This is a genomic window from Henriciella sp., assembly GCF_029936995.1.
Classification (GTDB): Bacteria; Pseudomonadota; Alphaproteobacteria; order Caulobacterales; family Hyphomonadaceae; genus Henriciella.
This window is the reverse complement of sequence record NZ_JAPYRE010000004.1, coordinates 166,672-189,261: the sequence shown is the minus strand read 5'-3', so window position 1 is coordinate 189,261 and position 22,590 is coordinate 166,672. Positions and strand designations below refer to the sequence as shown.

14 protein-coding genes are annotated in these 22,590 nt (G+C 58.3%); 10 read left to right on the top strand and 4 right to left on the bottom strand.

Translation table 11 applies throughout. From position 1 onward, the window contains the following. The first annotated feature begins 197 nt into the window (after window positions 1-197). From Q1K31_RS10320 to Q1K31_RS10295, 6 genes are all read left to right on the top strand, one after another. Complete coding sequence (locus tag Q1K31_RS10320; RefSeq protein WP_300379172.1) at window positions 198-1,430, top strand: Nramp family divalent metal transporter; 1,233 nt, start codon at window positions 198-200, stop codon at window positions 1,428-1,430. After that, window positions 1,427-5,080 carry a hydantoinase B/oxoprolinase family protein gene (locus tag Q1K31_RS10315; RefSeq protein ID WP_300379171.1) on the top strand — a complete coding sequence of 1,218 codons (3,654 nt, stop codon included), beginning with the start codon at window positions 1,427-1,429 and terminating at the stop codon, window positions 5,078-5,080. The genes Q1K31_RS10320 and Q1K31_RS10315 overlap by 4 nt, the downstream gene beginning before the upstream one ends. Further along, the gene (locus tag Q1K31_RS10310) at window positions 5,077-5,901 is read left to right on the top strand and encodes an aminotransferase class IV (protein WP_300379170.1); all 825 of its coding nucleotides are present in this window, start codon (window positions 5,077-5,079) and stop codon (window positions 5,899-5,901) included. The genes Q1K31_RS10315 and Q1K31_RS10310 overlap by 4 nt, the downstream gene beginning before the upstream one ends. 166 nt (window positions 5,902-6,067) lie before the next feature. Next, window positions 6,068-8,197: a TonB-dependent siderophore receptor gene (locus tag Q1K31_RS10305; RefSeq protein ID WP_300379169.1), complete on the top strand. Its 2,130-nt coding sequence runs from the start codon at window positions 6,068-6,070 to the stop codon at window positions 8,195-8,197. Between the two features lie 23 nt (window positions 8,198-8,220). Beyond that, the gene (locus tag Q1K31_RS10300; RefSeq protein WP_300379168.1) at window positions 8,221-8,796 is read left to right on the top strand and encodes a hypothetical protein; all 576 of its coding nucleotides are present in this window, start codon (window positions 8,221-8,223) and stop codon (window positions 8,794-8,796) included. A gap of 11 nt (window positions 8,797-8,807) precedes the next feature. Further along, window positions 8,808-10,310, top strand: coding sequence for a PepSY domain-containing protein (locus Q1K31_RS10295; RefSeq protein WP_300379167.1), 1,503 nt, complete (start codon window positions 8,808-8,810; stop codon window positions 10,308-10,310). 85 nt (window positions 10,311-10,395) lie between these two features. Here the strand turns inward: Q1K31_RS10295 and Q1K31_RS10290 are convergent, their stop codons facing one another. Beyond that, window positions 10,396-12,633 carry a YadA-like family protein gene (locus Q1K31_RS10290; RefSeq protein WP_300379166.1) on the bottom strand — a complete coding sequence of 746 codons (2,238 nt, stop codon included), beginning with the start codon at window positions 12,631-12,633 and terminating at the stop codon, window positions 10,396-10,398. 221 nt (window positions 12,634-12,854) lie between these two features. Here Q1K31_RS10290 and Q1K31_RS10285 point away from each other — a divergent pair, with 221 nt between their 5' ends. Then, complete coding sequence (locus Q1K31_RS10285; RefSeq protein WP_300379165.1) at window positions 12,855-13,436, top strand: sigma-70 family RNA polymerase sigma factor; 582 nt, start codon at window positions 12,855-12,857, stop codon at window positions 13,434-13,436. A 17-nt stretch (window positions 13,437-13,453) separates the two neighbouring features. On the opposite strand, the gene Q1K31_RS10280 is transcribed toward Q1K31_RS10285, so the two are convergent. Further along, a complete protein-coding gene (locus Q1K31_RS10280; RefSeq protein WP_300379164.1) occupies window positions 13,454-14,212 on the bottom strand; it encodes an anti-sigma factor in 759 nt (252 codons plus the stop codon). Beyond that, on the bottom strand, window positions 14,184-14,630 hold the full coding sequence (locus Q1K31_RS10275) for a hypothetical protein (RefSeq protein ID WP_300379163.1): 447 nt from the start codon (window positions 14,628-14,630) through the stop codon (window positions 14,184-14,186). The genes Q1K31_RS10280 and Q1K31_RS10275 overlap by 29 nt, the downstream gene beginning before the upstream one ends. Window positions 14,631-14,959: 329 nt before the next feature. On the opposite strand from Q1K31_RS10275, the gene Q1K31_RS10270 reads away from it, so the two are divergent. Together Q1K31_RS10270 and Q1K31_RS10265 are read left to right on the top strand one after the other, a co-directional pair. Further along, complete coding sequence (locus Q1K31_RS10270) at window positions 14,960-16,186, top strand: carboxylate--amine ligase (RefSeq protein ID WP_300379162.1); 1,227 nt, start codon at window positions 14,960-14,962, stop codon at window positions 16,184-16,186. A 121-nt stretch (window positions 16,187-16,307) separates the two neighbouring features. Further along, window positions 16,308-18,248 carry a hypothetical protein gene (locus Q1K31_RS10265; RefSeq protein WP_300379161.1) on the top strand — a complete coding sequence of 647 codons (1,941 nt, stop codon included), beginning with the start codon at window positions 16,308-16,310 and terminating at the stop codon, window positions 18,246-18,248. A gap of 130 nt (window positions 18,249-18,378) precedes the next feature. On the opposite strand, the gene Q1K31_RS10260 is transcribed toward Q1K31_RS10265, so the two are convergent. Then, on the bottom strand, window positions 18,379-21,369 hold the full coding sequence (locus tag Q1K31_RS10260) for a YadA-like family protein (RefSeq protein ID WP_300379160.1): 2,991 nt from the start codon (window positions 21,367-21,369) through the stop codon (window positions 18,379-18,381). Between the two features lie 259 nt (window positions 21,370-21,628). Here Q1K31_RS10260 and Q1K31_RS10255 point away from each other — a divergent pair, with 259 nt between their 5' ends. Beyond that, a complete protein-coding gene (locus Q1K31_RS10255; RefSeq protein WP_300379159.1) occupies window positions 21,629-22,567 on the top strand; it encodes a helix-turn-helix domain-containing protein in 939 nt (312 codons plus the stop codon). Window positions 22,568-22,590: the final 23 nt, after the last annotated feature.

Sequence of the window (22,590 nt, the reverse complement as noted above, 5' to 3'; positions counted from 1 at the left end):
CTGAGACTGCTAAAGACGTTGCTTAATTGGCCAAGCCGCCCTGAAATTCAATTAGCGCACTTCATGAATTTTACGTAATATTCTTTGCCCAGTTCTCGCTACTCCAGCGGCCGCTCTCGAGACATCACTTGATCGCGATTGGCGAAGCCCTAGGGATGGTGGCAACAAGACAGAGCAGCCGGAAAACAGGACGATACATGACGCAGCGCAAGACGCGTTTCCAGACCGGACCCGGCACACTGGTCGCTGCCGCATTTATCGGCCCCGGCACGGTAACGACCTGCACGCTGGCGGGCGCACAGTTTGGCTTTTCACTGGTGTGGGCGCTGGTTTTTGCCACGGCTGCCACCATGATCCTGCAGGACATGTCAGCCCGTCTTGGCGCGGGCGCGCGGCTGGGACTTGGCGAAGCGCTGGTGAAGTCCGCCCCCGGCTCCATTGCGACAGTTCTGGCGGGCGGGCTCATATTGCTGGCTCTCGCCATCGGAAACGCCGCCTATGAAAGCGGCAATATACTCGGCGGCGTTCTGGGCGTCGAAGCCCTGACCGGTGAAGGCGCCCGCAAGGCACTGGTCCTGGTCATCGCGTTGATCGCATCCGCCATTCTGCTTATCGGCCAGTACAAACCGATGGAGCGTATCCTTGTCGGTCTTGTCCTCATCATGGCAGCTGCCTTCGCGCTCAGTGCGGTGATCGTGCGGCCTGATCCGGGGGCACTGTTGAGCGGTCTTTCGCCGAAGATTCCAGAAGGCGGTCTACTGATGACCATTGCACTTATCGGAACAACCATAGTGCCCTATAATCTTTTCCTGCACGCAGCTGGCGCGCGGCAGCGCTGGCGTAAAGATGCTGCAAGCGTCACCGAAGCACGGCGTGAATCCGCCATCTCCATCGGAATTGGTGGCATCGTCTCCATCCTGATCCTGTCGACAGCGGCCTCCAGCCTTTTCGTGATGGGGATTGATGTGCAAAGCGCACAAGACATGGCGCTCGCCATTGAGCCCGCTTTCGGGCCACCGGCGCGTTATCTTGTCGGCGCGGGCCTGCTCGCCGCCGGGCTGACATCGGCCGTCACCGCGCCCATGGCGACCGCATTCGCACTGAACGAGCTCTTTCCGCCCAGAGATGAGAAACACGGCATCACACGCTTCCGGCTCTTCGCGCTGTCCATCGTGGCGGTCGGCACGGCGATCGCGCTTACCGATATCAATGCCGTCGCACTCATCATCACGGCCCAGACGGCGAACGGTTTCCTGCTGCCCATTATTGCCATCATGCTGCTGCTCATCATGAACCGCGGCATGCTGCTTAACGAGCACGCCAATGGGATGCTGGCGAATATTGCTGGCGGCCTTGTCGTTGCAATCGCCGTGGCACTTGGCGGACGGGGCATCTGGCTTGCTATCGAGAGGGGGCTGTCACTGATATGAGCGCGCCGGAAACACCTTCTGTTCAAGACAAGGGCTGGCAGTTCTGGGTCGACCGGGGCGGTACCTTCACTGACGTTATCGCGCGCAATCCCGCTGGCCGGTTTGAGATCACAAAGCTGCTGAGCGAGAATCCAGACGCTTATGACGACGCCGCGCTCGCCGGCATCCAGCGCTTACTCGGCGTGGAAAAAACCGCTCCTTTGCCCACGAACATCATAAGCGATGTCCGCATTGGCACGACGGTTGCCACTAATGCGCTGCTGGAGCGCAAGGGCGCACGCACCCTGTTCGTGGTTACAGAAGGGTTCGCTGACCTGCTGGCAATCGGGCGTCAGTCACGCCCTGACCTCTTCGCGCTGGACATTCGCAAGCCCCGTCCGCTGTATGACGAGGTTTGTGAGATCAACGCACGTGTCAGCCTCAATGGAAACGTGCTCCGCGCCCTCGAAGAAGAGGCCGCCCATACCATGTTCACCAACGCATTGAAAACCGGGCTGATGTCATGTGCCATTGCCCTTATCAATGCCTGGAAGCACCCGCAGATGGAGCTACGCCTCGGCGAGATCGCGCGGGAGGCAGGCTTCAGGAGCGTCACGCTGAGCCATCGCGCCGATCCACTTATCGGGCTCGTGCCACGCGCAGCGACCAGTGTGACGGATGCCTATCTTTCGCCTGTGCTGCGCGCCTATGTGAACCAGGTCAGCGAGAAGCTCGGCGACACACCGCTGCACTTCATGCAATCGAATGGCGGACTGGCGAAAGCCGAGATATTTCAGGGCAAGGATGCCGTTCTTTCCGGACCAGCAGGAGGGGTTGTCGGATCGGCCCGTAGCGCGCTCGCGCTTGGATACGAGAATGTCATCGGTTTCGACATGGGCGGCACCTCGACCGACATCTCGGTCTATGAAGGTGACTTTGAACGCGTCACCGAAGCCGAGGTCGCCGGGACGCCACTGCGCGTGCCGATGATGGATATTCACACTGTCGCTGCAGGGGGTGGCTCGATCCTGCGGTTCGATCAGGGCCGACTACAGGTGGGCCCGCACAGCGCCGGGGCCACCCCGGGTCCGGCGGCCTATCGCCGTGGCGGCCCGCTGACCGTCACCGATGCGAACGTACTGCTTGGACGTATCCAGCCGGACTTCTTCCCGGCTGTCTTTGGCCCTGCGCAGGACGAGAGACTCGACACTGACAGTGTCGAGACCGGTTTCCGCACCCTTGCCCGGGAGATCGAACAGGAGAGCGGAGAAGCCCGCAGCCCTCATGAGATCGCCCTTGGCTGCCTGTCTATCGCAGTCGCCAACATGGCGCAGGCAATCCGCAAGGTGACGCTGGAAAAGGGGCGCGACACTGACGGGTTTGTCCTGCAAGCCTTTGGCGGCGCGGGTGGTCAACATGCCTGCCTCGTGGCGGATGAACTTGGTATCGATACGGTGTTGATCCATCCTTTCTCCGGTGTTCTTTCAGCGCTTGGCATCGGGCTGGCAGACGAGATTGACATAAGGCGCGGCTCGGTCGAGCGGGCCCTGAGCGCGGACACTGCGCAGCGGGCCAGCACTGTACTCGACGGACTGAAAACCGCCCAGCTGGAGCGCTTTGGCGTAGCTAGTGAGACGTCTGACACTATAGGCTGGGTGTCCATGGTGGCGCTGCGCTATGACGGCACGGACACGACAATAGATGTACCCTTCGGCACGCCCAGCGATATGCGAGTTGCGTTCGAAGCACGCCACCAGCAACAGTTTGGCTTCATCACGCCTGACCGGGCGCTCATTGTACAGAGTGTCAGCAGTGAACTGCGCCGCGAAGGCGCAGAAGCCAGGCCGGATACCCTCGCTGAACGCGAAAATGGCGCGCCAGATGCTGAGAGATCGGTCACGCTGTGGAGTGGTGGCGAAAGCCACGAAGCGTTGATCTATCAGCGCGAAAATCTGCTCAGTGGTGACAGAATAGAAGGCCCTGCCCTCATCGTCGAGGAAACACAGACCAGTGTCATCGACCCGGGCTGGACTGCAAAGGTCGCCTCCCGAGGTGATCTTGTGCTTACCCGTGAACAAGCAGCAAAGCGAAGCACGATCTCTGCTGACGGCAAGCCCGACCCGGTTCTGCTTGAGCTGTTCAACAACATGTTCATGGCTGTGGCCGAACGTATGGGTGCTGTCCTGCGCGACACGGCAACCAGCGTGAACATAAAGGAACGGCTAGATTTTTCATGTGCCCTGTTCGATGCACAAGGCCGCCTGCTCGCGAATGCGCCACACATGCCAGTGCATCTGGGCGCGATGGGGGAGAGCGTGCGCACCGTGCTGCGCACACGTGGCGACACATTGAAACCGGGCGACATGATCGCGCTGAACAATCCCTTCAATGGCGGCACTCACTTGCCCGATGTTACTGTCATATCTCCGGTTTTCGATGAAACGGGGAAAGAGATCCGGTTCTTCGTCGGCAATCGCGGTCACCATGCGGACATTGGCGGACTGACTCCGGGGTCGACACCGCCAGATGCAAAGACGCTTGAAGAAGAAGGCGTCGTGATCGACGACTTCCTGCTACGCCATGAAGGGGACTTCCGTGAAGCCGCCTTTCGTTCAGTGCTCAGCACTGCAGCCTGGCCTGCACGTAACCCGGACGCCAATATCTCCGACATACTGGCCCAGATCGCTGCAAACGAGGCAGGCGCACGCGATGTTCAAGCGATGATCACGCGGTATGGCTGGGCAGGCGTCTCAGCCTATGCCGGTCATGTCATGGACAATGCCGAGGAGAGCGTACGCCGTGTCATCGACCGGCTGAGCGATGGAGAGATGCATGTAGAGATGGATGACGGACTGCCACTCAGTGTCTCTATAAAAGTCGACCGCAACACGCGATCTGCCCGGATTGATTTTGCCGGAACAGGCCCACAACGTCCGGGAAATTTCAACGCTCCGCCGGTCGTTACACGATCAGCCGTGCTTTATGTTTTCCGCTGCCTAGTCGCCGATGACCTGCCGCTCAATGAGGGGTGCATGCGCCCACTAGAGCTTGTCATTCCTGACGGGTCTTTCCTGTCCCCTTCACCCGGTAGTGCCGTGGTAGCGGGCAATACCGAAGTGAGCCAGGCAGTGTGCAATGTCCTTTTTGGGGCGTTGGGGGCGAGCGCGGCGGCGCAGGGCACGATGAACAATTTCCTCTGCGGGAATGATACCTATCAGTATTACGAAACTATCTGCGGTGGCGCGGGGGCCGGTCCGGGCCATGACGGTGCGTCTGGTGTGCATACCCATATGACCAATACCCGCATTACCGACCCGGAGATCCTCGAGCTGCGCTATCCCTTGCGTGTCGAGCGATTTGCCCTGCGCAAAGGCTCTGGCGGGGGCGGAGAACACACTGGCGGCGACGGGGTTGTCCGAACGATCACAGCGCTTGGCGAGACGACGGCAACCCTTGTTTCATCTTCCAGGACAGTTCCCCCCTTCGGACTCGACGGTGGCCTGCCGGGGCAAACCGGTCAGCAATGGGTCGATCGGGTATCCGGCTCATGCGAGGCCCTTGCCAGTATAGCCAGTGTCAGCCTTTCGGCTGGCGACTGTATAACAATCGAAACACCCGGCGGCGGCGGATACGGCCTGGCTGACCGCACACCTGATCGAGGGAAGACATGATCCGTATCCGGCAGTTTGATACAGGCACCGAATCGACCCGGCAGTCATTTGACCTCACGGATCGCGGCCTGCTGCTTGGAGACGGCGTGTTCGATACCTCAATGGTCCGCAACGGACAGATCATCCTCATGGAGGATCACCTCAGCCGTCTTGCCGGCGACTGCGACGCCCTTGGCATTCAGATTGAAGTCCAGGAGTTGCGGGCCTTCGCCATGGAGGCTGTTCCGACAGGCGGCAACGGCGCTCTGCGCCTTACCGTGACACGTGGGCCGGGGCCACGCGGCCTGTCTCCCGGCGCATTCGGACCGGCCACCCTGATCTCCAAATTCGATGCAGGCAATCCGGCCTTTCCCGCAGTACCGGCACGCATCATGACAAGCGACATACACCGCAATCCGAGCGCGCCCTCGTCGCGTCACAAAACGCTGGCCTATACCGATACGGTGATCGGGATGGAGCGCGCGAAAAGCGCCGGATACGATGATGCGCTGTATCTTGCGCCGGACGGACATGTAACCTGCAGCTCCATCGCTAACATATTCGCCCGTTTCGGGAATGAACTGGTAACTCCTCCCCTGGAGGACGGTGTTCTGAAAGGCGTAATGCGCGGCTGGCTTCTAGCCAAAGCGGCAGAGGCGGGGCTGCAGGCGCGTGTCGCCTCCCTTCAGTCGAAGGACCTCAGGAAAGCCGACGCCCTTTATCTCACGAACAGCCTGCAACTCGTGCGTGCAGTCTCCACGCTCGACGACATGCGCTTTGATACGGAAATCCCTTCCCGCCTCCACGATATGTGCGCCAGCCTTGCAGGACTTCCAGCCTGAACTGGCCACTTTTATCGACCACATACGAAACTGATTTTGATGTGGCCCTCCAGTCACGCCGCCAGAATCCATGCATCTCCCATGAGAATGAGATTGACTTGCAATCTCTGCTCCTATAGCCGCACCCCGTTAGTGATAATCATTCTCAATATTCGAGGGGTAGACTATGATTTTGGTGAGACTGGCGACACTCTTGTCGCTTTCGGTCAGCAGCATGGCATTGGGCGTGGCCGCACAAGAAGAGAACTCTGACCGGGAAGACCGGCAGGAGACCATCATTGTGAAAGGCTCAATAACGCCGTTCGGGGCTACAAAGTCAGAGACGCCAATCGTCGAAACCGCCCGTTCGCTGTCTGTCGAGACCAGTGACATGTTCATCGACAAGGGCGCGCTCAACCTCGCGCAGACGCTGACATATGTTGCCGGTGTCACCGCCGAACCCTATGGCTTCGCGACGCGTGGGGATTTCCCGTTCTCTCGCGGTCTCTCTATCCCGCGCTACCGCGATTCCATTCAGGAGCTTTTCGGCAGTTACAACTCGACCCGCGCCGATCCATACACAATCGAACAGGTTGAAGTGCTTCGCGGCCCGGCTTCCGTACTTTATGGACAAGGCTCTCCAGGCGGTATCGTCAATTATGTCTCCAAGACGCCGCAGGAGGAATTTGCCGGTGAACTTCAGGCCGAGGTCGGCAATTATGACCGATACCAGGTCGCCGGTGATGTAACTGGTGAGGTTGCCGGATCGAACGGCAAACTGCTTTACCGCCTTGTCGGGCTTTACCGTGATACGGGTACCCAGATCGATCAGGTCGACGAAGAAACCTCCATCTTCATGCCATCCCTCTCCTGGGTGCCGACCGATGACACGAAGCTGACCGTGATTGGGCTTCTACAGGACACTGAGAGCGATACGGCAGCCCAGTTCATACCCGTTGAAGGCACGCTGAACCCACTCGATGATGGCAGCTATCTCGACTACGAAGTCTATGCCGGCGAGCCGGACTTCAACCGCTACAATACCAATTCCGAACAGATCACCCTGCTTGGCGAACACGCTTTCAATGATAATCTCATGCTCGAAGCCACGGCGCTCTGGCGGTCCGGCGAAGCCGATTATCATCAGGCCTGGCCGAGCTTTCTGGGAGCCGGGAACAGCCGGTACCTGAATGACATTCTGGGCATTGACCAGTTTACTGACACGACCGTTGCGCGAACCTTCTACCAGGCCGATAACACTTTCGACCAACTGGCCGGGGATGTACGCCTGCGCGGGAGTTTCACGACCGGCAGTCTCGAACACGACCTTCTCGCAGGCATTCAATATCAGGATGTCGAAACCGACAGCAACCGCGCCAGCATCTATGGCGGTGGAGCCCTTCAGGGTGACTTCCGCTATGTGCTAGATTTGAAGAACCCGGTTTACGGCAATTTCCCGGAACAGGCGGCCTTCGACGCTGTCTACAACGATGCGCCCGTCCAGACAGTGGAAGATATGGGCCTTTACATTTCCGACCAGATTTCGCTTGGCAAGTGGCGCTTCACGGCGGGCATTCGAGCCGACCGGGTCGAGAATGACGATGGCACGACCGTTCAGGAAGATGATGCCATCTCGACCAGCCTTGGGGCGCTTTACCGCTTCGACAATGGCCTCGCGCCTTATGTCAGCTATTCGGAATCCTTTGAGACCGTTGTCGGTACGGACGCCAACAACAATCAGCTGGAACCACGCGAAGCACGCCAGTATGAGGCCGGTTTCAAATATGAGCCCCAAGGCATCCCGGGGCTCATCACTGTTGCCTATTACGATATCGAGATATCCAACCTGCCCAACCCCAGCAGCTTGCCCGGCAACGCAGCCCAGCAGCAGGGCATATCGACGCTTAAGGGCTTTGAAGTGGAAGGCCGGCTCCAGCTCGACGAGTTCTATGTCCAGGCCTCTGCCTCGACGATTGATGCTGAAGACCCGAACGGTTTCCAGCTGTCAGCCAATCCGGAAAACCAGGCGTCGTTCTGGACGACATGGCGTCCGGACGGCGCGCTTGAAGGTTTCAAGGCTGGCGCCGGCATCCGTTATGTTGGTGAAAGTGTCTCCGACAACGGCACCGTACGCTATGTCACGCCAGACTACACGCTTGGCGACCTGATGATCGGTTATGAGTGGGAACATTGGGACCTTTCCATCAATGCCCGCAACGTGACCGACGAGGAATACCTCACCGGTTGCCTGACCCGGGGTGACTGCTTTCCCGGCCTGCGCCGGACTGTGGTGGCAAACCTTCGCTACAAGTTCTGATCCATTCAGGAGACTGACATAGAATGACTGTTCTGGACTGGACCTTGATGAGCCTCGCCACTGTCATGAGCCTGGCGGGGCTTGCCCTGCTCTTCCTGAGCTGGAAGCGCCCGGGACGGCCAGCAGCGATAATAGTAGGCTGGGCGTTTCTCTCCGGTGCCTTGGGCCTGGCCTTCTTTGCCAATACCGACAGGGGTGTGGCTCAAATCTCAGTCATTCTCATGCTCGTAGCAGTGGCCTGGTTTACCAGGCCACTGTTTTCAGGTGTCACACCGCCAAGGGCGCTTTCAAGACGGCGAAACACCGCTAACGCGCAACCTACTGGGCAGCCTGTCCTGGCAGGTCTCAGTGGTTTCTGGACTTTCGTCATCTGCGGGCCGGTCGCCGGGGGCATTGCATTTTATGCAGCGGCCGCTCTCTTCAAGATACTGCGGCCTGAAAACGGCAGCCCGGCCAATGCTGGTATTATAGCCGTCATTGTGGCTGTCTGTGGCTGGGCGCTTGCAAGCACTTTGCTTCTGATCGAGCCGCGGCCAGGACGCCGTTCGGTTTATGCTGGCGCCGCTCTGGCCGCCGCCGTCACTGTCGCACTCGTATAGGAAACCCTCTCATGGCGAACTCCATCTGGCCGAAATCAAACAAGGCGCGGGTCGACAGGTCACTTTCCGCACACTCCGTCATGGGGCTGGTCATTAGCGCCCTGCTCTTCATCATCTGCGTCAGCGGCACCGCCGCTGTCTTCGAGGACGAGATCGGCTGGTGGGAAAACCCTGTCTCCAGCCCAATTGAAAGCGTCAGTTCTGATACAGCCCAGGCGGCCGCACGATCCGTCATCGCTGAACAGCCGGAAACCACGCACCTCTACCTGTACCTGCCCAAGGATGGCTGGCCACGTTTCGTCGCTGGCGGTGACGACGGGCTCAAGACGGCCAGCGCATCCGGAGAGCTTACCGGGGAGTACGAAACGCCCTGGAACGACTTTCTAATTCACCTGCATTATTACCTAACCCTTCCAACCAGCTTCGGCATGATCGTCGTCGCTATTTTTGGCGTCATGCTGGTCGCCATGGCAATCTCCGGGTTCATGGCTCACCCTCGCGTGTTCCGGGATGCCTTCCGCTTTCGAAACAAGGGGCAGCCCCGTCTCGCACAGGCGGACCTGCACAACAGGCTGAGTGTCTGGACTGCACCCTTTCACATTGCGATTGCCCTGACCGGCGCCATGATCGGGCTATTCTCGATCGTCGCCCTGGTATTGGCGCAGACAAGTTATGATGGCGACACGGCGAAACTGTCTGAAGCCCTTTTCGGTAGCGAACCGGCAACAGATGAAAGCCCTGCCGACCTTGCGGATGTAGGAGCGGCAATGACAACACTCTCCAGTGTCGCCCCTGAAGCCGAACCATTTCTTGTCGTGCTCCACGATCCCGGAACGGCGGGCCAGCACATCACGATCTATGGTGAGCACACCGATCGCCTCATCTATGGCGAAACCTATAATTTCGATGCTGCAGGCGATTATACCGGCCGGGGCCACGAATCCGATGGAGAGCTTGGCGAACAAGTTTTCATGTCCACCTATCGCCTGCACTTCGGGGACTTCGGGGGGCTGGCCGTCAAGGCTGCCTATGCCCTTCTCGGCCTGGCACTATGCATCATGATAGCTTCAGGCCTGAATATATACCTGCTGAAACGGGCAGAAGCCGGGCGGGCAATGCCTCGCACGGAGGCAGCCTGGTCAGCGCTGGTATGGGGAACACCGGCCTGGCTTGGCCTGACCCTTCTGTCTGGTCTGCTGGGAGCTAATGCACTGGTTATGACCGGCCTTTTCTGGATCGGCCTGTCGGCCAGCGCGATCGCCTGTGCCTTTGCTTTCGATGCCAGAATTGCCGGGCGCTTGCATCGGCTTGTCTGCGCAGCAAGCCTTCTAGCCGCGTGTTTTCTGCACGCTATCCAGTATGGCGCGGCATACACAAATCCATATATAACTTTCGTAACGCTGGGACTTGCAGCCTGCGCAGTGGGACTGACGGCCCAGGCCTTGCTGCCTGGTCTTCAGCGCTCGCGTAAGCCTGATGCGAAGATCGGCCAGCCTCACTCCGATCCGGCTTGACCTGATTAACAAAAAGAGCCCCTGCACGGAAAGAACGTGCAGGGGCTCATTCATCAGGCTGCCCAAGTAGCAGTAACTGTGAAACCTACCAGGAAGCCTGGAAGCCGACACGACCACCAGTTTCACCCCGGTCGACACCAGATGTCAGACCGGCATTGAGCTGCCATGTCGGGTTAACGCGGACAGCTGCCGCCATGGAGAGAGCGCTTTCATCGTCATAGAAGCCAACGCCACCGCCGAGGGCAAATGACTTGCCTTCGGGAACCTGGGGCATGTCCAGGGCAATAGCAGCTGCGATACCGGCGGTATTATCCCGGATCGCCTCTGTGTTGCCTGCAATAAGGGCACTATTGGCCGCGATAAGGTTCTGGTTCTGCGTGATCAGACCGCTATTGGCACTCAGCCCGGCCGATAGCGAATAGTCGGCCGCAAGATTGCCATTGCGGTCTGTTGTCACAACGCCCACTTCACCGGACTGTGCGGCTGTGCTCGCATTCGAGTTCACACCCGCCATCGTGTAGGTGTTGCTCGAATTACCAACAGCAACCTGGTTGACACGTGTCGTGGCGACATTGTCACCGATAGCTACGGAATTGTCGAAATCTGCCGAAGCCTGATTACCAACCGCAGTCGCGTTTGCACCTGCAGCAGATGCCGCCTCACCCATTGCGAGTGAGCGAACTCCCGAAGCATTAGCGAGGTGGCCAAAGGCCTGCGCTCGCTCGGCTGTGGCTTCTGACCGCCAGCCGAATGCGGTGGCACCCGGCCCCATGGCAACAGCCTGCCCGCCAACAACCGTTGTTGATGGACCGGAGGCAACTGTTGCACGACCGTCAGCCCCGTCCCGGTTGCCACCAATGGCAATCGAGTCGCCGTCGGTGGCTTGGGCAGTATTGCCGATCGCAATGGAGTTAGACCCAGACGCCACAGCGTCTTCAGCGCCCGCAAAACTCTGGTCGCCTGAAGCTGTGGTCTGATGCCCGACAGCAGTGCCCATGGCACCGGTAGCCTGTGCCTGCCAGCCTAGGGCCGTTGCGCCCGGCGTATTGGCTACACTTTCACCACCAACAGCGGTCGTGGAGGGCCCATCAGCCTGTGCCATCGTGCCGAAGGCAGCTGCATCTGTTCCGGTCGCTGATGCCTCATTGCCAACGGCAACAGACTGTTCGCCAGATGCGGCGGCCGCTTCACCAACTGCGGTGGACCGAACACCCGATGCACTCGCCAGATGGCCAAAGGCTTGAGCACGCTCAGCCGTGGCAGCAGACTGCCAACCAAAGGCACTGGCACCAGGGCCCATGGCCTGAGACTCACCCCCAACTGCGGTAGTGGACGGACCGGTTGCGGTGGTGGTTGTACCAATCGCGATGGAATCTGCGCCTGTAGCTGAAGCCAGATTGCCCTGTGCGATACTTTCAAGACCCGATGCTTCTGCTGCCTCACCAACAGCAAGCGATCTGACACCGGATGCGTTGGCCAGATGCCCGAAGGCCTGTGCCCGTTCGGCCGTAGCTTCAGACCGCCAGCCATAGGCACTTGCGCCTGGGCCCATGCCTATAGCTTGTCCACCAACAACCGTCGTTGATGGACCAGATGCGACTGTGGAACGCCCGTTTGCACCGTCCCGGTTGCCGCCAATCGCAATCGAGTCGCCATCAGTTGCCTGTGCAGTATTGCCGATCGCAATGGAGTTAGACCCAGACGCCACAGCGTCTTCAGCGCCCGCAAAACTCTGGTCGCCTGAAGCTGTGGTCTGATGCCCGACAGCAGTGCCCATGGCACCGGTAGCCTGTGCCTGCCAGCCTAGGGCCGTTGCGCCCGGCGTATTGGCTACACTTTCACCACCAACAGCGGTCGTGGAGGGCCCATCAGCCTGTGCCATCGTGCCGAAGGCAGCTGCATCTGTTCCGGTCGCTGATGCCTCATTGCCAACGGCAACAGACTGTTCGCCAGATGCGGCGGCCGCTTCACCAACTGCGGTGGACCGAACACCCGAGGCGCTGGCAAGATGGCCCAGCGCGTGCGCGCGCTCAGCTGTTGCAGACGACTGCCAACCAAAAGCCGTAGCTGCCGTACCGTTTGCTACACTTTCTCCACCTACGGCCGTAGAAGACGTTCCTGTCGATGTGGAATCCGTACCGACAGCCGTGGCGTCCTCACCATCGGCAGAGGCGCCAGTGCCGCATTCAAGTGCCGTAGCGGATGTGCCTGCATTACAGTCCGGCGTTGCATCAGCTGCCGCCACACCGGCTGGCAAAATCGTCCATGCCGCCCCTGCCAATGCTGCAGCACTGACTGTCTTCTTTAAAGTTGAAACCTTCATTGCGTATATCCCTTTCCTTCCTGGAAATGGCCGTGCGTTGGGCAGGCCAGCAGGCTGGGCGTCCCAGCATCAGGAGATACGACCCTCCAAAAAGCTTGGGTGCAGGTTCCATCAAAAAAATTTCGGCCGCAGCCATATTAATCAAAAATTTTTATGATGGTTGAGCTTGTCTTTTTTTGTGCCGGACTAGTTCGTGATGTTCAGGCGGTGCTGGAGTGGACATGCCAAAACAAGATGTCGAAGATCTCAATGACCAGCTCAAACGAGCTTTAAGCCAGTGTGCTGAGGGGGACAGAAATGCTTTCAGCCATATCTATGCCCTGACCGCACCCAAATTCACATCCATTCTGATCAATCAGCTTCGTGATCCGGAAGCAGCTCGCGATGTTCTGCAGCACGCTTATCTCTCAATATGGCGCAATGCAGGGCGTTATGACCCTTCAAAGGGAAAAGCTTTTACCTGGATGCTCGTGATCATTCGCAATCGCGGACTCGATCACCTTAGAAGCAAGGCGCGCACGCCTGAGATGGAAGAAATCGGTGAAACTATTGTCGACGGGGCCGACCAGCCGGAAGACCTAGCTCGAACAGGCGATGGCGGCAGGCTCGTCGCACGTCATCTCGCTCTTTTGCCAGAGCATGTTGCCCGCTCCATCATGATGAACATTGTGGAAGGCATGTCCTGCACCGAGATCGGCCTGAAGCTCGACACATCACCGAATACGGTAAAAGGCTGGATCCGCAGGGGGCTCAAACGTGTCCGTGCGGAAATGCCGGTTACAGGCGTTTCCTCAGTTCTTTAAGCCGCCGTTCCGCACGATCAGATGGGGTCGACTTTACCCGTAAATACAATCGGGCCTGTTGGGCCTGCTTCTGGCGACCCACCTTCCGGCTCGACACTGATTGCCAATGTATCGGACCCGGCCGCAAGATCGGTTGCCAAATTCAAATCAATACGACCGTCTTCGGATAGCTCCTGCAACAGTCCTAATGATTGGGGGGCATCAATACCCTCCCTGAGCAGCCACAGCTGCCAGACGCCCTCTGATGGTGGGGACGTGTTAGTCAGCCGCCCACTGATCGTATTTGTATCCTTGTCATAGAGCAGGACCACAACACTCGGCGTTTCTTCACCACCTGACATGAGGGCATACAACTCTTCCTGCGCTGTTTGCGCCGGTGTGCCTTTATCCCCGTCCACCGGAATAAAATGAAGGCCTATCGCCGTTGCAGCTACCAGGATGGATGCCGCTGTTGCATATTGCCAGGGCCTTTGCGGCGCCGGCTTAATATTATCATTACTGGCAATCCTCTCCTTGGGGCTGTCCAGTTCAGCCTCGATCACATCCATAATGTCATCAAGGAGGCCCGCAGGCGGGGTCACTTCATCGGCATCGGCGTTCAGTGGCGCCAGAAAGGTCTCCATGTCCGTGACAAAACCGCGGAAGCTCGCATCAGAAGCATAAAGCGCCTCGAACTCCGCAACCTCTTCAGATGTTGCATGGCCCATGAGATATGCGCTCGCCAGCATCTGCCAGTGTTCTGGACGACTAGTCATCAGACTGCCCTCCTTTTCCACTCGCAAGACGTGCCAGACGTGAACGCACCTCTTCAGGCGGCATCCCCGTCTGGCCTGCCAATCCATCGATGCTCTCGAATCCGAGGTAAGCGGCCTTCAACATTGCGCGGTCGCCGTCATCAAGTCTATGTAGCGAAACCCCTTCAACATCTTTCCTTTCGAGCAACGCACCTGCGTTCTGTCCGGAAGCCAAACCCTCCGCATCTCTACTCTGGAAACGAACACGAAGCGCACAATGGTGCGCCAAGGCCGCAATCTTCTCGAAATCCCTGTCTCCGGAGGTTTCGATATTGTGACGCTGTCGCCAGAGACAGACATATGTGGTGTGCAGCACTTGGCGTGCCAGGTCAGGGTCCTCAAGCAGCGACAGCAGCTTGCCATACAGGCGGGGAGCCGTGAGCTCATATATCGCCTGCATAGGTTGCGGATTGTCCGCACGCAGAGCTGCTAATGCTTCCGTAAGACTTCCGGAACTCGAATTAGACATTCATCACCCAGTCTGAAGTCAAATATGCTAACCTGCCGGACCGAGCAGAAACACGATTAATAGGGCTGCAAGACTGAAATGACCACCCGTGGATTGAATCATATCCACACCCCTGCCCCAATTAACGGCAAAGGCATGAGCCGGAATTGCCTTTTTGAATTAGGCGCAAAGCGTCAGGCACTGCCTGCCATTGATAGTCTGTGAACTTGTGGAGTTTCCGCACGTTGCTTTGAGTACATATTTACGAGCGAGGAGAATTTATGTCCGATTTCAATCCCGATAAAGGCTATGTTGCCCTTCTTGGCTGGAGCCTGAGCGCCATTGATGCTCTGGAAAAATTCGACCGGCGCTATCTTGTGGTCGCGCCAAGCTGGGCAAGGGAATACGCTGAAGCCAATGATATTCCGTTTCTGTCCTGGGATTTTGAGCGGCTGAACGAGAAATCATTCGAGATCGCAAATACTCTGAAAGAAATGGGGATTGATGTCGCCATTCCGCTCTTTGAAGAGACCGTGGAGTGGGCGGGCGCGATCAATAGTGTACTGCTTGATAATCCGCGTCTTCTCGGCCAGTCCATGCTGTTCCGTGACAAGTCGCTTATGAAGCGCCGTGCTCAACTTGGCGGCATCCGTGTGGGTATTTTCGAAGAGGCCCATGACCGGGCGGACGTTGAGCGCTTCCTGCGCCGCGTCAATCAGACCCTCCTGAAGCTGGAGGGAGACACCAACGACCCGATTCACGTCAAGGCGTTCGACCTTGCCGGTTGTATGGGTCATCGTGTCGTGCGGACTGCTGAAGATGTCGACATGATTCCCGAAGAGGAATTTCCTGCATTGATGGAGAGCCACCTCGATGGTTGGGAGTTCGCTGCGGAAGCTTGGATTCAGGATGGCAAAATCCGTTTCCTGAATATCTCCGAATATGTGCGGCTGGGCTATTCCGTTTTTGTACCCGCAAGCCCGAAGCTCGAAGAGATGCGTGACAAGGTCACAGCCGAGATCGAGAAACTGATCAAGACATTCAACATCCAGTTCGGCTTCATTCACCCGGAATACTTCATCGCCCCCGATGGCGTGATGTATTTCGGTGAAGTCGCTTACCGTCCGCCGGGCTTCAAGGTCTTCGAGCTTCTTGAAAGGGTTTATGGTTTCAACGCCTATCAGGGAATGGTCCTGATGTTCGATCCCAAAACGACCGAAGAAGAAATCGAGGCGTTCTTCCCGACGCCCGTCAAGGATGCAAACGGGTATGCTGGCTGTTTCGGCGTTTATCCCCGCAGTCGTGTAGTGTCTCATCTCTCCATTCCAAAAGAAACCGAAGAGCACCCATATTTCGAATGGCACGAGCTGACGGAACCTATGGAAAACAAGGTCGCTAAACGTTCAGCCTTCGGCAATCACTGGGGACTGGTCTATTTCCACGGTGACAATGCCGAGACTCTCCACGAACTCCTTACCGCTCAGGAAGAGCTCGACTTCTACGTCTAGAGGGCGGGTCTGTAGTCAGACCCCGGCATATTCGCTAGCCTTCAGTCATAAACGAGTCGAAAGGGTACCTTTGCAAGTAAACCAGACAGACGCCTTCCGGTCGTCCGACCAGGTTGATCCTGTGGCCTTGAAACGGCTCGACAGTGCGCTTTTGCGGCTTGGCAATGCCAGTGCGAAGACCAAGCTGATGCATCAGGGGCCTGCTCTCGACCAGGTCCAGAAGGTGCTTATGCTACCTGGCGGTGTGACGGCCTGTTTCGAACGTGTTTCGCGTCTTGACGAAGCTGGCATCTTTACCGGCACGGACTGGGACGATCCTGATCGGCTAAAACCTGTCTTTGTAAGGCATACACTGGAATCCGCAGACGTTCAGGCCCTGAGCCTAGAAGCGCTTAGCGAGTTGCGGTTTCTTGCAATCGCCACCGGACAGTATGCCCATGCCAGCATAACGTCCGAAGAAGCGCATCACTTCCTTGCACAGGTACTTGGCCTGAACATGGAGCGTCTGTTCGGGGCTACTACGGAAACCGCCCGTGCACAGGACCCGCTCTGGGCCGAAACCCTGAAACAACTCTTCGAGTTTATTGCCGCCGAGATTGGCTATGGACGGATATTCGATGCCGTCATATCGGAAATCTGGCGCATACTGGCCCAGCGGCCAATCCAGACTGACCGTATCAAGGCCATGGTGACCCAGCTGTCGATCTGGATATCGGAAAGCTCACCCGACACCGCACAGTCGGGATGGGGCGCTGACAGGCTGATAAGTGCCCTGTTCGGCCCAACCCGTAACTGCCGGGAGGATCCGGGACTGGATGTCTACACATCACGACTGGAAACACTCGACGAGCAATCGCTGGCACAGGAAGCCTCAGGCATGGCGCGCGCCATGCATGATACCGGGCTTGTCTCGCCCTATCATGCCACTCTTCTACGTCACCTTCTGGCGGAACGGGCGGACCTCATTCCCGATTGCCTTGGCCTTTCTGCGACAGGGCGTAACAGCTATTTCGCCTTCACAAGCCTCACGCACGCCTTGATCGACAACGCCATCCAGCCAGAGACTGCGCAGACCATATACGGCCTCGCACTCTTACTGGAACGTGGCGTACTTCATCTGCCGCCAACCGCTCCGGCTTTATGGCGTCAGATTCACCTGCCGCTCGCCCCGGCTCCTCGTCAGCGCCTGATAGAAACACATGGCCCTGTGCCCGCACCGGAAGCACGATTGCTGGCAGGCGTCATCAGTGTTCTCGGCCAGCCACTTGGCGTCGGTCAGGGCAACAACCCGACCTGTCAGGCAGCCCGCGCGATCGCAATGTGGGCACATACCGATCCCGACTATCTCCTACAGCTCGTCGCCTGGGCCGGGCGAGATGACGAAGTTCTAATGCCCTTCGAAGGCACGACGATATCTTCAAGTGGCCTTTCGGAAGGCCTGGCACGTGGGCCGCTGGCTGACATCGATCCCGTCTCCAGCGTTCTGGTTCCCCATCTCGACAGAATATATATTGAAATGGGCCGGATGTGTGCTGGCCGTGAAGGCGATCCGCATCAGTGGATCAACCCTGAAATGCATGGCTGGTGGGTCAGCCGCCGTTTCAATATTGCCGTCGATGTACCGACTGGCAAGCTCATGGACATTGAAGGCTTTATCCGGCGGTTCTATGCCACCTTTCACCCGGATTTTAATGGCGCGCAGCCCGTAATTCATCCAAGCCCCGCTGGCATTGCTGTCACCGATAGCGCGGCACGCTTCGTCGGCTGGCATGCGATCGCGATCATTCGCGTCGGTCACGACCCGGCCGGCAATGTGCGCGTCTATTTCTTCAATCCGAATAATGACAGCGGGCAGGACTGGGGCGACGGCATCATCGTTTCCACAGCCGGAAACGGTGAGTTCTCTGGCGAATCTTCCGTCCTGATCTCAGATTTCGTCGCTCGTCTTTATATCTTTCATTCTGATCCACTCGAGCAAGGCGCTGAAGAGCAGGTGCCTACTGACGAAATCGAGAAAATTCGGGAGAAGGTCGTCGCCAGCTGGGGACGTGACCGCGTCTGACACACCAGACCAACTGCAGAACTTTCCAGCTTTTACGGAACAAACGACCGGCCCGGTGACACAGCTTAACAGCGGAGACTGGAATTCCGCGTATTGAAGCCTGCCCCGGACCGGCCATCAGGCGTGCGTCCTAATTTGCCCAACGCGCCTGAAGCTTACCTGCCGTTTCACCACCGGACATGGCGCCCCCAGCAGAAAACGACCAGTTCTTGTTTCCCCTCAACGTGATACCGAGACCGAGGCCGGCTTCGCCTGCAAAACTGCCGATCCCGCCTGCTATAGCCATGTTTTCGGAGCTGTTGAGATAGGCGTCCGGGACAGCCAGAGAGAGAGCGACCCCCTGCTCTACTTTCTTTATCCTACGGGAATTCGACGTGATCATTACAAGATTGCGTTCGATGTTCTCAGTATTCTGTCCGATCATTCTCGAGTGATCGACAAGCATCGCCGCATTTGCCTGGCTGCGCGTGGTGTTGTCTGCAACTACGCCAGTACCGAAATTCTGGAGATCCGCGACGACTTCATCAATCCGCGCATTTGCGCTGGAAATGCCTGAAGAGTTCGAAGTGATGTTCTGACGGTTAGTGCCGATGTCTGTAGCATTGTCGGCAATGGCCTGCGCATTTGCATCCGAGCTGCCCTTGAGGGACGCGATGTCGGTCGAATTTGAATCAATGTCAGACCTGTTGGCCGCAATCTCTGTGCTGTTTGTCCCGATTGCCTGCGTGTTGTTGGCAATCTCGGCTTCATTGCTAGTGATCCGTGTCTCATTGGCTATGATACGACCTTCATTAGCCGTTATGCGGCTTTCATTTGCCACTGTATTGGCCAGTGCGGTGTCGGCAGTGGATTGTGCGGCCGCCGCATCCGATACGGCCTGGTTGGCTGTCGATTGGGCCGCTGCTGCATCTGCTACTCCCTGGTCGGCCGTAGCCTGAGCGCTGGCCGCGTTGGCGAGTGCCTGGGTGGCATCTGTCTGAGCTGCGGCCGCATCAGCGGCGACACCATTCAGTTGCGACAGATTTACAGCATCAGTGGCCTGTGTGCCGGCCGCGACATTGGTGATCGCCCGCTCATTACCTGCTGACCCGACCGAGACTGTGTTGGCGCGGCTGGCGACAGAGCCGAATCCGACGGCGACAGAGTTAAAGGCTGTGGCTAGGGACGTATTGCCGAGCGCGACTGAATTCTCGCCGGAAGCTTCAGCCGCATTTATCGGACCAGATCCGTCATCCCCCCCGATGGCGATAGACCCTCTGCCGCTCGCTTTCGCATTGCTACCATAGGCAGAGCTGTAATCACCGCTCGCCTCTGCGCTGCTGCCTGTAGCCGAAGAATACAGACCGGTTGCATCAGCTGCTGTACCGAGGGCGATCGCACTCAGGTTGGTTGCAACCGCACCATGACCAAGCACTGTCGAAAAAGCTCCGGACGCCTCACTGAAAGCGCCCAATGCAATCGCGCCATTGGCTGTTGAGCTCGACTGATGGCCATGACCGATCGCATAAGTACCTGTAGCTTCAGCCGCCGCGCCGATCGCGACGGCGTCAACACCGCTTGCAACCGAACCGCTACCCACTGCAATGGCCTCGTCGGCCGCCGCAACTGCGGCGATCCCGTGGGCGATACTGTTCCGGCCACTCGCGCTCGACAGCTGGCCAGTCGCAACTGCCCCTACACCAAAGGCATTCGCGTCTTCGCCGGTAGCTATCGCGCCGGCCGCCATTGCAAGAGCTTCCGCACCGATGGCTGTCGCACCATTGCCCCTGGCCTCGCTGAGAGCGCCAAGCGCGGTACTCGTGTCGGTGGAAGCCTCAGCGCCGAACCCGCCCGCGAAGGACATAACGCCGGTAGCGCTGCTGCCATAGCCAAGGGCCGTCGCGCCAGTCTCTGTCGCTTCTGAGACGGTCCCCAGTGCCAGGGATGATGAACCCGTCGCGCTGGAATCATTGCCGATTGAAATGGCGTTTAGTCCAGCTGCCGTAGCACCGACCGAATCTACAACAGGTCCATCTGAACCAATGGCAATCGAGTGCTTTCCGGATGCGTCTGCGCGCACCCCAAGGGCTGTACTGTTTTCACCTGTGGCTTCTGTCAGGCTCCCCACGGCTGTCGCGTTATCGGCTTGCGCATCCGCTGAGCCGCCCAAGGCTAACGAATCAAGACCTGTTGCTTGTGAGTTTTCGCCTACAGCTGTCGCACCAGTGGCTGTTGCCTCAGTACTTTTCCCAACAGCTACCGTGAACAACGCCGTAGCTCTAGCTGACTGCCCTATAGCTGTTGCACTGAGCGCTGTTGCTCTTGAACTGGAACCAACGGCTACTGTGTCTGCAGCTGTCGCATCCGCGCCTGTGCCAACGGCTGTGGCAGCAAGACCTGGCGCCTCTGCAGCATAGCCCAGGGCCATCGCCGCTTGTCCTGTCGCTTCAGCTGTTGCCCCCAGAACTGTCGTTCTGCTTCCGGATGCGGTCGAACGGTCTCCAACGGCAATAGAATCATCGCCGATCGCAAATGCGAGATGGCCCATTGCGGTTGCGCGCGCGGCTGTCGCATTCGCATCGTTGCCTATGGCTGTCGCCTCACTGAAGATCGCACGTGCCCCTGCACCTACGGCTGTCGTGCCGTCAGAAGTCGCGTCTGCATTCTGGCCAAGGGCTGCAGACAGGTCCCCCGTGGCTTCAGAGCCTTCTCCGAGAGCCGTCGACCCTATACCTGACGCCTGCGCCGCCACGCCCACGGCGGTCGACTGGTTCTGTGTCGCCGCTGCCGATTCGCCAACGGCCGTCGTGGAGTTTGCAGACGCGGTTGCCCTAGAGCCGAGAGCGGTTGCGAACGATCCGGAAGCCTCCGCACTCCCACCTACAGCCGTTGAAAGAAGGGCGGTTGCTTCGGCATTCACACCGCACGCCAGGTTGCCATTATCGCTGTCGGTACCACCGTCAGGACCATCGGAAACGGCCCCACCAACATCGTCGCCGGCATCGGGCGCACCGCTATCGTTTGTATCCAGCAGGCAGTTCTCCGCCTCGGCCGGCGGAGCCGCCGTGAGTGATACGCCAGCCGCCGCAGCTGTCATGACTACGGATACCATCAGGCGCGAACGGAATTTTGTAACAGACATTTCAAGTCTCCCCACGCGCTGCCTTCAGCAGCACAGAACCAATTGCGGGTCTGGAGGGGCGCGCGGAGGTACTTGCCGGTCTGGAAGCTGTATATGCAACTACAGTGCTGTCCTGGCCGGACCTGGTCTCCAGCCCCTCAGCCTGAACCCGTCCGGCGCTTAAAATTCACTTGGGGCATCCGGTTTGCAAACGGATTTCTTTATCAATACATTGCGGAATTATCATTACAGTTCGCAGCCAGTCAGACTGGAGCCGACCATGCAGGAAGACTATATTTTGTCTTCAGCCTCTGACTTCGATGGCTATGAGATACGCCTGAAGGATGCACGCGGGCGCATGGAACGGCGTGTTTTCTCCAACGGGATCACGCTTCACCGCTCTGAGTTCCATACCACACGCGAAACCCTCATGGATTTCGGAAGTGAGCCCCCAGGCTGGGTGACTCTGACGTTTCACCTCTCCGGTTGCTCCCTGTTCGAGGCTGACGATAACAGCCAGCACTGGGCAAGACCTAACGAGGCCCTGCTCTGGCGCTGCGACAGTTCAGCGAAACAGGTGAGAATTCCCGGTAATCAGGTGATTCGCCATGTCGGCGTGGCCATCTTCGCGCGTGACCTTGAACCGCGTCTTGGCGGCGATGTGCCGGATGCACTTCTGCCCTTCATGCGCCCGTCCGTGCCAAACGTGATGGCACAGACATTCGAGACCGATCAGGCGATCAAGGACTGCCTGACTGCCATTCATGGCGAAGCGGTATCCACCCCGCTCAGCGACCTTTCCATGGAAGGCTATGCAACGCAGCTTCTCGGCCTGTCTCTGAAGCGGCTTATGCCCGTGCCCGGCGCGGGAGAAGGCCTGACCGTCTGGGAAAACGATGCTCTGACCTGGCTCGACCGGCATTTGTCCGAAGCACCTGACAGACCGGTCGATACCGCACAGCTCGCCTCCAAGGTCGGGCTGAGCGAGAAGCGTCTGAAACAGCTTTTTCGGGAACGGACCGGTACGACGATTGCCGAGCAGCTAAAAACCATTCGGATGCGGAGTGCTCAGCAGGCGCTGGAAACAACCGACCTGCCGGTCAAACAGATCGCCGCCAATGCCGGCTATGGCCATGTCACCAATTTTTCCCGCGCCTACACACGCTGGTTCGGCGAGCCTCCGGCTCAAACCCGCCGTAAGAACAAGGCACTTAGCTAGAGCTGTCAGCGCCTGACATCCAA

Coding starts and splice junctions, on each gene's coding strand:
- Q1K31_RS10290 (WP_300379166.1), bottom strand. CDS start 12,633: ATGAAGGTTTCAACTTTAAAGAAGACAGTCAGTGCTGCAGCATTGGCA.
- Q1K31_RS10310 (WP_300379170.1), top strand. CDS start 5,077: ATGATCCGTATCCGGCAGTTTGATACAGGCACCGAATCGACCCGGCAG.
- Q1K31_RS10255 (WP_300379159.1), top strand. CDS start 21,629: ATGCAGGAAGACTATATTTTGTCTTCAGCCTCTGACTTCGATGGCTAT.
- Q1K31_RS10270 (WP_300379162.1), top strand. CDS start 14,960: ATGTCCGATTTCAATCCCGATAAAGGCTATGTTGCCCTTCTTGGCTGG.
- Q1K31_RS10275 (WP_300379163.1), bottom strand. CDS start 14,630: ATGCAGGCGATATATGAGCTCACGGCTCCCCGCCTGTATGGCAAGCTG.
- Q1K31_RS10315 (WP_300379171.1), top strand. CDS start 1,427: ATGAGCGCGCCGGAAACACCTTCTGTTCAAGACAAGGGCTGGCAGTTC.
- Q1K31_RS10320 (WP_300379172.1), top strand. CDS start 198: ATGACGCAGCGCAAGACGCGTTTCCAGACCGGACCCGGCACACTGGTC.
- Q1K31_RS10305 (WP_300379169.1), top strand. CDS start 6,068: ATGATTTTGGTGAGACTGGCGACACTCTTGTCGCTTTCGGTCAGCAGC.
- Q1K31_RS10300 (WP_300379168.1), top strand. CDS start 8,221: ATGACTGTTCTGGACTGGACCTTGATGAGCCTCGCCACTGTCATGAGC.
- Q1K31_RS10285 (WP_300379165.1), top strand. CDS start 12,855: ATGCCAAAACAAGATGTCGAAGATCTCAATGACCAGCTCAAACGAGCT.
- Q1K31_RS10260 (WP_300379160.1), bottom strand. CDS start 21,369: ATGTCTGTTACAAAATTCCGTTCGCGCCTGATGGTATCCGTAGTCATG.
- Q1K31_RS10295 (WP_300379167.1), top strand. CDS start 8,808: ATGGCGAACTCCATCTGGCCGAAATCAAACAAGGCGCGGGTCGACAGG.